The following is a 12635-nucleotide window of genomic DNA, read 5'->3' on the forward strand; positions in this document are numbered from 1 at the left end:
GGCAGTTGCCTTGGGTCCCAGGTTTTCCCGCGATGCGGAACTATTTAGAGATTCGCTTCGACCGGAGTCGAGGTGGATCTGCTAGTTAGCAGCGGCGATCTGGCGCAGTACGTACTGCAGGATGCCACCGTTGCGGTAGTAGTCCGCTTCACCTGGGGTGTCGATGCGCAGAACTGCGTCGAACTCGGTAACCTTGCCGTCTTGCGCGGTTGCGGTAACCTTCAGGGTCTTCGGGGTGGTGCCGTTATTCAGCTCGGTCACGCCGGAGACAGCGAAGGTCTCGGTACCGGTCAGACCCAGCGAATCAGCGGATTCGCCTTCTGGGAACTGCAGTGGCAGAACGCCCATGCCGATCAGGTTCGAGCGGTGGATACGCTCGAATGATTCGGTGATGACGGCCTTGACGCCCAGCAATGCGGTGCCCTTGGCAGCCCAGTCACGCGAGGATCCCGAGCCGTATTCCTTGCCGCCAAGAACGACCAGCGGGGTGCCGGCAGCCTTGTAGTTCTCTGCAGCGTCGTAGACGTAAGCCTGCGGCGCATCAGCCTGGGTGAAGTCGCGGGTGAAGCCACCCTCGACGCCGTCCAGCAGCTGGTTCTTGATGCGGATGTTGGCGAAGGTACCGCGGATCATGACTTCGTGGTTACCACGGCGCGAGCCGTAGGAGTTGAAGTCCTTGCGATCCACGCCGTTCTCGATCAGGTAGCGGCCAGCCGGGGTTTCCGACTTGAACGAACCTGCAGGCGAGATGTGGTCGGTGGTGACCGAGTCGCCCAGCTTCAGCAGCACGCGAGCGCCGCTGATGTCCTGGACTGGCTGAGGCTCGGCGGTCATGCCGTCGAAGTACGGTGCCTTGCGTGCGTAGGTCGACTTCTCGTCCCATGCGAAGGTCGAACCCTCTGGGGTGTCCAGTGCCTTCCAGCGTGCGTCGCCTTCGAAGACTCCGTCGTAGCCCTTGGCGAACATTTCCTTGTCGATCGACGAGTCAATGATCTCCTGGACCTCGACAGGCGATGGCCAGATGTCCTTCAGGAAGACATCGTTGCCCTCGGCGTCCTGGCCCAGTGCGTCGGTCTCGAAGTCGAAGTCCATGGTGCCAGCCAGTGCGTAGGCGATGACCAGTGGCGGGGAAGCCAGGTAGTTCATCTTCACGTCTGGGTTGATGCGGCCTTCGAAGTTGCGGTTACCCGAAAGAACAGCGGTAGCTGCGAGGTCGTTGGCGTTGATGGCCTCGGAGATCTCAGCGTCCAGTGGACCGGAGTTGCCGATGCAAGTTGCGCAACCGTAGCCAACCACGAAGAAGCCGAGCTTCTCCAGGTATGGCAGCAGGCCGGACTTCTCGTAGTACTCGGTAACAACCTTCGAGCCTGGCGCGACCGAAGTCTTGACCCATGGCTTGGAGGTCAGGCCCTTGTCAGCTGCGTTGCGAGCCAGTACGGCTGCGGCCAGCATGACCGAAGGGTTGGAGGTGTTGGTGCACGAGGTGATCGAAGCGATCGAAACCAGGCCGTGGTCCAGGGTGAACTGGGTGCCATCTTCCTTGGTGACCTCGACGGCTACCGATGGGCGGCCAGCGCCCTGGGTGTCGTCGGCGTTCGATACGTAGTTGTGCAGGTCCTTGCGGAACTGCTCCTTCGAGGACGACAGCTCGATGCGGTCCTGTGGACGCTTCGGGCCGGCGATCGATGGAACCACGGTCGACAGATCCAGCTCGAGGTATTCCGAGAAACGGATCTCGCGGCTTGGATCGTGCCACATGCCCTGTTCCTTGGCGTAAGCCTCGACCAGTGCAACGTTCTCGTCGCTGCGGCCGGTCAGGCGCAGGTAGTCGAGGGTGACATCGTCGATTGGGAACATTGCGGCAGTCGAGCCGAATTCTGGGGACATGTTGCCGATGGTGGCGCGGTTTGCCAGTGGCACCGCGGCGACACCTTCGCCGTAGAATTCAACGAACTTGCCAACAACACCGTGCTTGCGCAGCATTTCGGTGATGGTCAGCACCACGTCGGTTGCGGTGGCGCCAGCTGGAATCGAGCCAGCCAGCTTGAAGCCGACAACGCGTGGGATCAGCATGGAGACAGGCTGGCCGAGCATCGCTGCCTCGGCCTCGATGCCGCCAACGCCCCAACCCAGCACACCCAGGCCGTTGACCATGGTGGTGTGGGAGTCGGTGCCTACGCAGCTATCCGGGTAAGCGCGCAGTACGCCGTTGACCTCGCGGGTCATGACGGTGCGGGCCAGGTACTCGATGTTGACCTGGTGCACGATACCGGTGCCTGGTGGGACGACCTTGAAGTCGTCGAATGCAGTCTGGCCCCAGCGCAGGAACTGGTAACGCTCGCCGTTGCGCTGGTACTCGATCTCCATGTTGCGCTCGACAGCGCCTTCGAAGCCGAAGGTGTCGATCTGCACGGAGTGGTCGATAACCATTTCGGCTGGTGCCAGCGGGTTAACGCGGGTTGGGTCACCGCCGAGGTCCTTGACGGCCTCGCGCATGGTTGCCAAGTCAACGACACAAGGCACACCGGTGAAGTCCTGCATCAGCACACGTGCAGGGGTGAACTGGATTTCGGTGTTCGGCTGAGCCGAAGCATCCCACTGACCCAGTGCATTGATGTGCTCGTTGGTTACGTTCGCGCCGTCTTCGGTGCGAAGCAGGTTCTCAAGAAGAACCTTAAGGCTGTAAGGAAGGCTGTCCGAGCCTTCAACCGTATTTAGTCGGTAAATTTCGTATTCGGTTCCATTGACGTCAAGTACGCCCTTGGCACCGAAGCTGTCCACATTGCTCACGTGGGACTCCTCTCGCCAGACACTCATTCTGTTGCACACGCACACTGTAATTCCAGTTAGGAGTTCCTAACTGAGATAGTCAGGCTCCTAGCGTGGCAGAGCTAAAAACAGTCTATCGCCAAAGCTCGTAAAAAGACTCCTCGGAATAAATTTTCATCCAAATTCGTGTCTAAGCGGACAGTTTCAGGTGTTTAACGGCGCACAAAGAGCCCGATGGACTCCATATGGTGGGTATGCGGGTACAAATCGTGAATCTCCATGTGCTCTAATTCGTATCCGCGCCCCATCAAACGCGCGGTATCGCGGGCGAAAGCCGCGGGGTCGCAGGACACGTAACAAATCCGAGACGCAGCGATGGAAGCCAGCTCAGCAGCCACCTGCTTATCGATACCGGTACGGGGCGGGTCAAGCACCACGGCATCCAGGGAGGCATCCTGGGCGACCTGTCGTAACACTCGCTCAACACGGCCGCGGATAACCGTGGCCTGCGAATAGGAGCGCAGATTCTTCTTCGCATCGGCATGGGTGCCTGGAGCGCCTTCAATTGAGAAGACCCGGCCCTGGGAGCCAACTGCCTTAGCCAACGGGACGGAGAACAAGCCAGCACCCGCATAGAGGTCTGCGATTTGCTCGCCGGCGGCTGGCTCGGTCAGTTCAACTACACGCTGGGAAAGCAGGCTGGCTGCCTCGCGATGCACCTGCCAGAAGCCTTCTCCGGTAATCCGGAACTTCTCCCCCAGCACCTTTTCGGTCAGGAACGCCGAACCGGCCAAGGTCTGCAAGCTGCCCTTGCCGTCGGCCGCCGAACCACCCTGCTGGCTGAAAGCGGCAACATTGACACCCTCCGGGAACTGCTTTGCAACCTTTTCCGCGGCTCCGGCACTAGCCTCGGCCAGCAAGATCAGCACAGTCTGGTCATCCTGGCTGGACACAGCAGCCTCCACACGCTCAATCCCCGTGTAATCCACGGAGTACAAGCCGGTGGCTTCAATAGCCGGATGGGCCAACGGCATCTGCGCGATGCCGGTCAACTGGTTGCTGCGGAAAGCGCTCATAGCCAGCTTGCCCTGCGCGTCCACCGAATAAGACATCCGGGTACGCCAGCCCAGGCCGTCATCCGAGCCCTTGACCGCTTGCACCGCAGGGAAGTTGTAGTCCTCCGCCTTCAGGCCGCCCAATCGAGTCATCTGCTCGGCAGCAACCTGCGACTTGAGCTCACGCTGGTGCTCGAGCGTGATGTGGCCGAACTCTGCGCCACCCACCGGGTCACGATGCTTCAAGGCATCAGCGGCATCCCAGAAGTGCGGCACGCGGTGCTCGCTGGCTTCGAGCACCTCGGTGACGTCGGCACGCCAGAACTTGGCCTCCGGCGCACTGTCCGTCAAGCGCACATTCACCAACTCGCCGGGAATGCCGTGTCGCACAAAGATCACGCGGCCTTCATGGCGGGCGACGGTGTGGCCACCATGGGCAATCTTGCCCAAGCGGACGGTGAGCATTGGTGTTTCAGTCATCGATCTTGTCTTTCATCAGAAGCATTGAATTTAGCGGTGTGCCGAGGATTCTTCGGTCGGCCCGCCGCCCAGGGCATGCGAGGCACTGAGCAAGCGCCATGGAACCGAGGCAATCAAGACGCCCGGTTCATAATGCAGTCGGTTTTTCACTCGTAAAGCGGTTTGGTTGTGCACCAGCTGTTCCCACCAGTGGCCCACTACGTATTCAGGGATGTACACGACGATCAGTTCCCGCGGAGATTCACGCTTGATGGAACGAATATGCTCAATCAGCGCCCCGGGGATATCGCGATATGGAGAAGCCAGCGCGGTGATCGGAACCGGAATCTGCAGGCGTTCCCAGTCCCGGAGGGTCTTTTCGGTCTTGCCTCGTTCCACATCCACGATGATTGCTTCAAGCTTCGACGGACGCGAGGCGCGGGCGAAGGCCAAGGCCCGCAGCACCGGCTTGCGGACGGTGGATACCAGCACCAGTGCATGCACCCGCGAGGGCAGGGCCGTGGCGGCAGCGTCCTCATCTACCGCCAGCTCGTCGTCAACCTTCTGGTAGTGGCGCTGCAACGAATCCATGATCAGCATCAAGACCGCAATGCCCAGCACGGCCAACCAGGCGCCGTGGACCAAGCGGGTGGCCAAGACGACCACGAGCACCAGCGCCGAAAGGACCAGGCCCACCAGGTTCAACAGGCGCTTGCGCTGCTTGGCCGCCCGAATCCTCCGGTCGGCAATGGGAACCAGCACGCGTTTCCAGTGCTTGAGCATGGCTAGCTGGCTGAGCGTAAAGGAAACGAAAACGCCCACCACGTAAAGCTGTACCAGCAAGGTGACATCGCCTTGGAACAGCAGCACCAGCGCAATCGCGGCAACTCCCAAGGACAAGATGCCGTTGGAGAAGCCCAGCCGATCGCCACGGGTACGCAGCTGGCGTGGAAGGAAGCCGTCGGTAGCCAGGTGGCTGGCAAGCAGGGGGAAGGAGTTGAAGGCCTGGTTGCCGGCCAGCAGCAGCACCGCAATGGTCAGCACCGAAACGATGATCAGGCCGAAGGTGAAATCGCCGAACACGGCTTGCGCGAGCTGGCCAAGGACCGGGACCTGCACAAACCCTTCAGGGATCGGCGCACCGTCGAGCAAGAATGAGGCCTGCGGATCGGCTACGACCTTGATGCCGGTTGCACGGGCAAGCATCAGCGTGCCAAGTGTCAGCACGCCGGAGAGCAGGCCCAGCACCAGCAGGATCCGAGCCGCGTTCTTGGCCCGCGGCTTGGCCAGGGTCTGCACATTTGAGATCGGCACCTCGATACCGGTCAGCGCAGCCGAACCCGTACTGAAAGCACGCAGGATCAACAGCGCACCGACGACACCATGCAAGCCGTTGGCAAACTCTGCTTCCGGCACGATCGTGAAGTTCGCGCTCGGGGCCAGCCCGAGCGTACCGGTCAGCGCCATCACGCCGCCGATAGCAACCAGCAGCAGCATGCCAATCACGAAGAGGTAGACCGGAATGGCCAGGGTCCAGCGCCCTTGTCCCCTGCCGCGCAAATTACCGACCACGAGGAATGCGACGAGTCCGGCAGCCACCCACGCCTTGTATTCGGCCACTGCCGGGAAAATGGCGCCGAGATACAGGGCAGCTGAGGAGCTGGAAACAGCAACGGTCAGCACAAAGTCGACCAGAAGCGCAGCGGCGACCGCTGTTCCCGGGCGGGCGCCCAGGTTCTTCTTCACGATTTCGTAGTCGCCACCGCCGGAGGGGTACTCCATGACCGATTGGCGGTAGGACAGCACCAGCACCACCAGCACAGCGAGGACCGCTAGTCCAACCATCGGCGAAAGCGCGGTTGCAGCGATGCCCGCAATGGCAAGGGTCAGCAAGATTTCGTCTGGCGCGTACGCCAAGGACGACAGGGCGCTGGACGAGAAAATCGGCAACGCGACGTTAGGTGGCAACGGCTTCTTTTTCAGCTGTTCAGTTCTGAAAGGCCGGCCCACCAGGATCCGCTTCAGACCGTCAAATAATGCAGGCACGACACAACGTTATCGCAGGGTGCAAGGCACACGGGTGCTGCACCACCGATAAACTGGGTGCGATCAGCGCTATTGTTGCATTCGAAGCACACAGCTCGTGTGCGCCAGTGGACATACAGCAAGCAGTAAACCCAAGGAGTTCTCGGTGGCACATTTCGTGATCATGGGGTGCGGACGCGTCGGTGTCTCGCTAGCCCACACGCTGGATTCAGCGGGACATTCCGTGGCAATCATTGACCAGGACCCGCATGCCTTCCGCCGGCTGAGCAAGGACTTCTCCGGAACCACGGTGACCGGCATGGGGTTCGACAAAGACACCCTGGAAGCTGCCAAAATTGACGAGGCATACGCCTTTGCCGCAGTCTCCAGCGGTGATAATTCCAACATTCTCGCCACTCGCGTATCGCGTGAAACCTATAACGTCCCCCATGTCGTGGCCCGCATCTATGATCCAGGGCGCGCTGAGATCTACCAGCGTCTGGGCATCCCCACCGTGGCGGCTGTACGTTGGAGCACCGATCAGGTGCTGCGCCGGATCCTGCCCGATTATTCGATGCGCGGGGACTTCCGGGAGCCATCGGGGCGCCTGGTGCTTTCCGAAGTTGCCTTGCACCGCGACTGGTACGGACGCCTGGTCAAGGAGCTGGAAGCGGCCGCCGGGGTGCGAGTGGCCTATTTGACCCGCTTCGGTGAAGGCACCATCCCGGAGAGCCGCACCCGCTTGCAGGGCGGCGACCTGGTGCATGTGATGATGCGCCTCGATGAGTCCAAGGACGTCGAAAAGATCCTTGCCAGCCCGCCGGCTGCGCAGACCAACGAATAATCTGAGAGGCACCCCATGAAGGTCATGATTGCCGGGGCCGGCTCGGTCGGTTCCTCCATTGCCCGCGAACTTGTGATCAACCATCACGAAGTCCTGCTTATCGACCTGCAACCAGAAATGGCCGAACGCGCAGATCTGGAAGCGGTGAAGTGGCTGATTGGCGATGCTTGCGAATTAGCTGTCTTGCAGCAGGCACAGCTTGAAGAGTACGACGTGGTCGTTTCGGCGACCGGCGATGACAAGGTGAACCTTGTGGTCTCGTTGCTGGCCAAGAGCGAATTCGGCATCCGGCGTACTGTAGGCCGCGTGAACAATCCGAAGAATGAATGGATGTTCGATGACGCCTGGGGCGTAGACGTAGCGGTAAGCACCCCGCGGCTCATGACCGCGCTGGTGGAAGAAGCCGTGGAGGTAGGCGATTTGGTGCGGCTGCTGACGTTGAAGACCGGCGAGGTCTACATGGTCGAGTTCACCGTCCCGCATGATTCGGCGTTGATTGGCCGCAGCATCGGGCGCATCTCCTGGCCGGATGACACCACCATGATGGCAGTGGTTCGCGATAAGACGCCGTTCCCGCCAAGTGCCGATGATGTGATTGAGGGTGGCGATGAAATCTTCTTCATCACCACCCCGCAAGCAGAACCCTTGTTGCGCCGCACGCTGCGCGACGCCACCCGCTAGGCGGCCGGTTCTGGAGGTCTGGTCTCGTTGCTGGCTTCTACCGCCGGCTTCGAGACCAGCCAGGCAAACCAAAGCCCCGCTGCGTACAGCGGCACTCCCATCAGGGCACGGGCCAAGCCCAAAGCCACGACGTCATCTGCGATGTACATCGGGATCTGCACCGCCAGTCGTAGCGCGAAAACAGCAATGATGATCCAGGTAGCCACCTGGTAGCGGCGCAAACGTCCGGGTTTCTTGCGCCATTCGGTGCCTTCATTGCGGATGAATCCGAAGAGCAAGCCGATCAGCGGCCAGCGGGCCATTACCGAAATCAGCAATCCCGCCAAGTAGGCGGCCGATACGTAGAACCCTGGAATGTAGTAGTCCTTGGCATTGCCCGAATTTCGTGCAGCGAAGGCGCAGATCAGGATGCCGATCAGCCCAGAGCCGGCCTGAATCAGCGTCGAGCGCTTGGCTAGGCGGATGATCATGAAAACCACGCCAAGACTGATCGATGCGATCAACCCCCAGCCCAGATTGGTGGTGAGCGCGAAGACCATGATGAACACGAAACCGGGAAGCACCGTCTCCAGGATGCCGCGCACGCCGCCGACGGTTGAGAGCAGGTCAATCCCGCCGTCGGCGTTTTGCGCGATGTTGGCGTTCGAGCCAATCATTTCCGCGAAACTGGGATGCTTTGCTTCCGGAGTGGAATCATCTTCCGGACGGGATTCGTCGTTGTTCATCATGTTTACTTCCAGTTAGATGCCAGCACGCTGGCGTTCCCAGGACCTTGAGGAATCGCCCGGATCACCCGCGGGCGTCCGGCACGATTACGTAGCGCGGATTAAAGATAGTCGGGATTTGCTCGACGGGAGCAACCATTCCCGAGTATTCCACCTTCACGCCCGGCTTGATGCCCGGAACGGATTTCTGGCCCATGAACGCCAAACGCACGTGCGGTACCGTCCCGCGACGGGCGGACACGGTACCGAGCCGGTCGACCACCACTGCGGTCAGCGTGGGTGCGACGTTCGGCGCCGAATAGCTAACCGATTGGATATAGCCCGTGTGCTCCACCCTGCCCTTGACGGGCAGCTGTTCCAGGCTGTCCAGCCGCTGGTAGCTGAGCTTCTGGCCCGAGGGGCCCAGCAGCGGAGTGACGGGTTTGTCCTTCAGCGACATTCACTAGCCGATCTGGGTGATCTCTGGTCCGCGTTCTGGACGCTTCAGATCAGGGTTCTTCTCAGTGCCTGCCGGGCGGGCCTGCGCATTAGCCGGAACGCTCAATGGCAGGAGTTCAGCCGGTGGCAGTGGCTTGTCGCCGCGGTTGACCACGACGTTGCGCAAGATGCCATCAACGACGCGCGCCGCTTCTTCGTCGCCAATGGCAGCGCCACCGATGACTGCACGCAGGAACCAGCGGTGGCCGTCGATGCCGACAAAGCGCAGGGCGACATGCCCGGCGCGACCATCAGGCAACTGCTGCGGCACCTTAGCGAGCAGCTCCTGGCCGTAATCGCCATCGCGGGTGAAAATTTCACCGTTCTGCGCGCTGATATCGCTCTTGATCTTGTCGCTGATACCTGGCCACAGCGACTCGGACTTCGAAGAAGAGAAAGCCATCAGCTGGATACGCGACTCGGCGATCTCCAGCGACACAGCGATAACACGCTTGTTGGACTCTTCAACGTCCATGCGGACCTTCAATCCGGCTACTGGCTTGATCAAGATCGAGCCGAAGTCAAGGTATTCCTGCGTATTCTCGACGTCGCTATAGTCGAACGGGCCGGTCTTCGGCTCTGGCTCGCCCTGAACTGCTTCAGGAGCTGGTGCGTCAACTGGCTGCTCTTTGGCTTTCTTGCGCTTGAAAATCATGGTGTCCTTAGAAAATCTGGTCTTACTCTCAAGGGTACTTACTTGGAGTTGAATCCGCCGGTCGAACCGAATCCACCAGCGCCGCGAGCGCTGTCGTCTAGCGAATCGACTTCGATGAACGCTGCCTGCTCGACTTTCTGGATTACCAGCTGGGCGATTCGGTCGCCACGGCTGACTTCGAAAGATTCAGAGTTGTCGGTATTCAACAAGGTGACCATGATCTCACCACGGTATCCAGCGTCAACAGTACCCGGTGCATTCACCACGGTAATGCCGTGCTTGGCTGCCAAGCCGCTGCGTGGGTGCACGAGACCGACGTAGCCATGTGGGATGGCCAGCGCAATGCCCGTTGGAACGAGCGCGCGAGCGCCTGGCTCCAGCACCAGGGACTCGCGAGCATGCAAGTCAGCGCCGGCGTCGGAAGGATGCGCGTAGCTGGGGACCGGCAGATCGGTGTCAAGCATCTTGATGGCAATGGAAATTGATGGCTCACTCATCGGTGTAGGTCTTCCCCCGGAGTTATGTGAAATAGTCACTCGATAGTTTCTCGTGGCTAACTCTATCGCGCGCACAAAGGAATCCCCTGCCGAAAGCCCCGAGGTCATGGATCCAAGAAATATTGCCTAAACTTGGAACCATGAGTAATTCCAGCCCCGAGGGTTCGAACGTCCTGTACAGCGAAAAGCTCTGGCCATCGGCCAGCACCTGGATTTGGCCAATCATCATTTCCATCACCGCAGGTATCGCAGTAGCGCCGATTAGCAGCATCCTTGGTTGGGTTGCCGGTGGCGTAGTTTTGATTTCGCTGGTCGCGGTGTTCCTGCTGCGCGTGCCGACCATCGAGGTCACCGATGCTCTGGTCACCGTTGGCCGGGCCACCATTGAGCGCAAGTACATCGGCGAGGTCGTCGGCTACCGTGGCGATGAGGCTTTCAAGCAGCGTGGCCAGAAGCTTCACGGCTTGGCCTACATGGTGTTGCGTGGCTGGATCGACGGCGCGGTGCGCATGGAAGTGACCGACGAGCGAGACACCACGCCATACTGGCTGACTTCCACCCGGCGTCCCGAAGAGCTGGCTGCTGCTCTCTCGGGCGTGATGTTCGAATTCACCGACGAAGGCAAGGCCGAAGCAGCCAAGCAGGAACAGTCCGAAGACACTTCCGGCGAATAGCTTTCACGGTTCCGAATCACAAAAGCGATGGCGTCCTGGACTTTCTGGTCCAGGACGCCATCGCTTTCAGAACTGTTGCGGGATCCTTCTAGCCTTCGCACTCGCTGCAGAATTTCTGCCCGTTTTCTTCACGGGCCAACTGCGTGCGGTGACGAACCATGAAGCAAGCTGCGCAAGTGAACTCATCTGCCTGCTCCGGCAAGATTTCGATGCTCACTTCTTCCTGCGACGCTTCACCGCCTGGCAAAACATACTCTTCAGCCAAGGGGGTTTCGGCCTCATCAACCAGGTTGGCCATGGCCGCGGTCTTGCCTGCCTTGAGCTGAGCGATTTCCTTGGCTCGTTCCGCTTCTGACATTGCTACGGGTGCAGCAGATTCAATTGCCATAATCGTTTTTCGCTCTTTCCTGCAGGTCTTCGTCCTAGCCGGTTGCTTCACAAGGTGAAAACTTATACCGGCATAGAAGTATAACGTTCTTCCGGGTAATCCATTCCCGTTCATGCCACGCTATGCCATGGGCGGAAGGTTCAAGGAATTACTGCGTGAGGTTGATGACTAATCTTGCGCCACACCCAGTGCGGTGGTAGGAATTCAGGCCTCGAGGTGGCAGAGTTTTACACAGGAAATAGAGCGTGTGGAGGGTAGGAATGCGTCAGCTGAGACTGGTAGGGATTCATGAAAATGGTTCCAGCCTGCAGGTCAGCAGTGACGACGGGATGAGCTTCGAGCTACCTGTTGACGATGCACTGCGCAGTGCAATGGCCGAAATCGCCCGTTCGCGGGCTCCAAGGAACCGTGAGGAGTCCTCGGTCCATTCGCCGCGCGAAATTCAAGCGCGAGTGCGCGCTGGTGCTTCCGCCTACGATCTGTCGCTTGAGTGGGATATCCCCGTCGAGGACATCGTCAAGTACGAAGGTCCGGTACTGGCTGAGCGCGAGCATATCGCCGAGCTAGCACGTCGTGTCGAGGTTTCAGGACCACAGACCGATGCCGAATACCGCGAAGTTTTCGGCGAAGAGCCTGCGGATCTTGGTTCCATGGTGGTCCACCGACTGCACCAGCTGCACATCGATGCCGAGTCGGCTCGATGGAATGCCTGGAAAGATCCAGAAGGCCAATGGATCGTCACCGCGGAATTCGATTCCCCGTTGCCGTCCGAGAATGTCGAGTCCCTGGGCTCGGATTCCACTGGAGCTTCCGCGAACATTGCGCGTTGGGCGTTCACTCCAGCACGCAAGTCGTTGAAAAACCTTAACCGCTGGGCACAGACCCTGAGCGAACAGGTCGCCCCTGAATACTTTCGCCCGGTCTCTGCGCTGAACCAGCCAGAGCCTGAGCCGGCACCTGCGGCCAGCACTCCGGAACCGGATGAGACCGAAGAACTGGTCACGTTGCTGAATGCTCGTCGTGGGCAGCGCACGAAGGATCAGGATCCGGAGCGCGAGTCACGCTACAACGAGATCATCGAACGCAGCATGAGCAAGTACGACACCGATGATGAGGACTCGCTGCCGCATCTTCCGCAGGGCATCTCCGCACGCACCTCTCAGCTGGTGGTCGTCACCGATCAGGATGACGACGATGCGAGCGGCGCCGAGGACAAGCCGTCCGAGCAGAATGCAGAGGAGTCCGCTCCGCGCAAGGCCAAGCGATCTTCGGTTCCCAGCTGGGATGACATCATGTTCGGCAAACGCAAGAAGGATTCCGACTCCTAAGGCGTCGCTGATCTATAGCGCATAAGGGTGCGGGAGCAACATTGGTTCAATGTTGCTC

General features: G+C 59.9%; 12 protein-coding genes. 4 read left to right on the forward strand and 8 right to left on the reverse strand.

Features of this window, described 5'->3' with window-relative positions:
* Positions 1–81 precede the first annotated feature (81 nt).
* The 3 genes from acnA to ACRDT3_RS02070 all read right to left on the reverse strand — a co-directional run bounded on the left by acnA (position 82) and on the right by ACRDT3_RS02070 (position 6329).
* Positions 82–2790 carry an aconitate hydratase AcnA gene (gene acnA, locus ACRDT3_RS02060; protein ID WP_431491364.1) on the reverse strand — a complete coding sequence of 903 codons (2709 nt, stop codon included), beginning with the start codon at positions 2788–2790 and terminating at the stop codon, positions 82–84.
* Between the two features lie 191 nt (positions 2791–2981).
* A complete protein-coding gene (locus tag ACRDT3_RS02065; RefSeq protein WP_431491365.1) occupies positions 2982–4304 on the reverse strand; it encodes a class I SAM-dependent RNA methyltransferase in 1323 nt (440 codons plus the stop codon).
* Positions 4305–4334: 30 nt separating this feature from the next.
* Positions 4335–6329 (reverse strand): APC family permease, encoded by a 1995-nt coding sequence (locus tag ACRDT3_RS02070; protein ID WP_431491366.1) that lies wholly within the window; start codon positions 6327–6329, stop codon positions 4335–4337.
* Positions 6330–6474: 145 nt separating this feature from the next.
* Here ACRDT3_RS02070 and ACRDT3_RS02075 point away from each other — a divergent pair, with 145 nt between their 5' ends.
* The gene (locus tag ACRDT3_RS02075; RefSeq protein ID WP_431491367.1) at positions 6475–7152 is read left to right on the forward strand and encodes a potassium channel family protein; all 678 of its coding nucleotides are present in this window, start codon (positions 6475–6477) and stop codon (positions 7150–7152) included.
* 15 nt (positions 7153–7167) lie between these two features.
* On the forward strand, positions 7168–7833 hold the full coding sequence (locus ACRDT3_RS02080) for a potassium channel family protein (RefSeq protein WP_431491368.1): 666 nt from the start codon (positions 7168–7170) through the stop codon (positions 7831–7833).
* On the opposite strand, the gene ACRDT3_RS02085 is transcribed toward ACRDT3_RS02080, so the two are convergent.
* The 4 genes from ACRDT3_RS02085 to dut form a co-directional block, all read right to left on the reverse strand.
* Entirely contained in the window at positions 7830–8561 is a 732-nt protein-coding gene (locus ACRDT3_RS02085; RefSeq protein ID WP_431491369.1) for a DUF3159 domain-containing protein, read from the reverse strand. The genes ACRDT3_RS02080 and ACRDT3_RS02085 overlap by 4 nt on opposite strands.
* 61 nt (positions 8562–8622) lie before the next feature.
* Positions 8623–8997 carry a hypothetical protein gene (locus tag ACRDT3_RS02090; RefSeq protein WP_431491370.1) on the reverse strand — a complete coding sequence of 125 codons (375 nt, stop codon included), beginning with the start codon at positions 8995–8997 and terminating at the stop codon, positions 8623–8625.
* A gap of 3 nt (positions 8998–9000) precedes the next feature.
* Positions 9001–9690, reverse strand: a complete 690-nt coding sequence (locus ACRDT3_RS02095) for a DUF3710 domain-containing protein (protein ID WP_431491371.1) — start codon at positions 9688–9690, stop codon at positions 9001–9003.
* A 38-nt stretch (positions 9691–9728) separates the two neighbouring features.
* A complete protein-coding gene (dut, locus tag ACRDT3_RS02100; RefSeq protein ID WP_431491372.1) occupies positions 9729–10187 on the reverse strand; it encodes a dUTP diphosphatase in 459 nt (152 codons plus the stop codon).
* Between the two features lie 140 nt (positions 10188–10327).
* On the opposite strand from dut, the gene ACRDT3_RS02105 reads away from it, so the two are divergent.
* A complete protein-coding gene (locus tag ACRDT3_RS02105) occupies positions 10328–10861 on the forward strand; it encodes a DUF3093 domain-containing protein (protein ID WP_431491373.1) in 534 nt (177 codons plus the stop codon).
* An 88-nt stretch (positions 10862–10949) separates the two neighbouring features.
* Here the strand turns inward: ACRDT3_RS02105 and ACRDT3_RS02110 are convergent, their stop codons facing one another.
* Positions 10950–11249 (reverse strand): DUF4193 family protein, encoded by a 300-nt coding sequence (locus ACRDT3_RS02110; protein WP_431491374.1) that lies wholly within the window; start codon positions 11247–11249, stop codon positions 10950–10952.
* Between the two features lie 260 nt (positions 11250–11509).
* Between ACRDT3_RS02110 and sepH the strand changes: the two genes are divergently transcribed.
* A complete protein-coding gene (gene sepH / locus ACRDT3_RS02115; RefSeq protein WP_431491375.1) occupies positions 11510–12577 on the forward strand; it encodes a septation protein SepH in 1068 nt (355 codons plus the stop codon).
* Positions 12578–12635 lie beyond the last annotated feature (58 nt).

The sequence above is a fragment of the Glutamicibacter sp. genome (assembly GCF_050701915.1).
GTDB lineage: Bacteria > Actinomycetota > Actinomycetes > Actinomycetales > Micrococcaceae > Glutamicibacter.

What these genes read in the sequence shown, in the direction of transcription:
- sepH (WP_431491375.1), top strand. Translation starts at nt 11,510, where the DNA reads ATGCGTCAGCTGAGACTGGTAGGGATTCATGAAAATGGTTCCAGCCTG.
- ACRDT3_RS02065 (WP_431491365.1), bottom strand. Translation starts at nt 4,304, where the DNA reads ATGACTGAAACACCAATGCTCACCGTCCGCTTGGGCAAGATTGCCCAT.
- ACRDT3_RS02090 (WP_431491370.1), bottom strand. Translation starts at nt 8,997, where the DNA reads ATGTCGCTGAAGGACAAACCCGTCACTCCGCTGCTGGGCCCCTCGGGC.
- dut (WP_431491372.1), bottom strand. Translation starts at nt 10,187, where the DNA reads ATGAGTGAGCCATCAATTTCCATTGCCATCAAGATGCTTGACACCGAT.
- ACRDT3_RS02110 (WP_431491374.1), bottom strand. Translation starts at nt 11,249, where the DNA reads ATGGCAATTGAATCTGCTGCACCCGTAGCAATGTCAGAAGCGGAACGA.
- ACRDT3_RS02105 (WP_431491373.1), top strand. Translation starts at nt 10,328, where the DNA reads ATGAGTAATTCCAGCCCCGAGGGTTCGAACGTCCTGTACAGCGAAAAG.
- ACRDT3_RS02085 (WP_431491369.1), bottom strand. Translation starts at nt 8,561, where the DNA reads ATGATGAACAACGACGAATCCCGTCCGGAAGATGATTCCACTCCGGAA.
- ACRDT3_RS02080 (WP_431491368.1), top strand. Translation starts at nt 7,168, where the DNA reads ATGAAGGTCATGATTGCCGGGGCCGGCTCGGTCGGTTCCTCCATTGCC.
- ACRDT3_RS02095 (WP_431491371.1), bottom strand. Translation starts at nt 9,690, where the DNA reads ATGATTTTCAAGCGCAAGAAAGCCAAAGAGCAGCCAGTTGACGCACCA.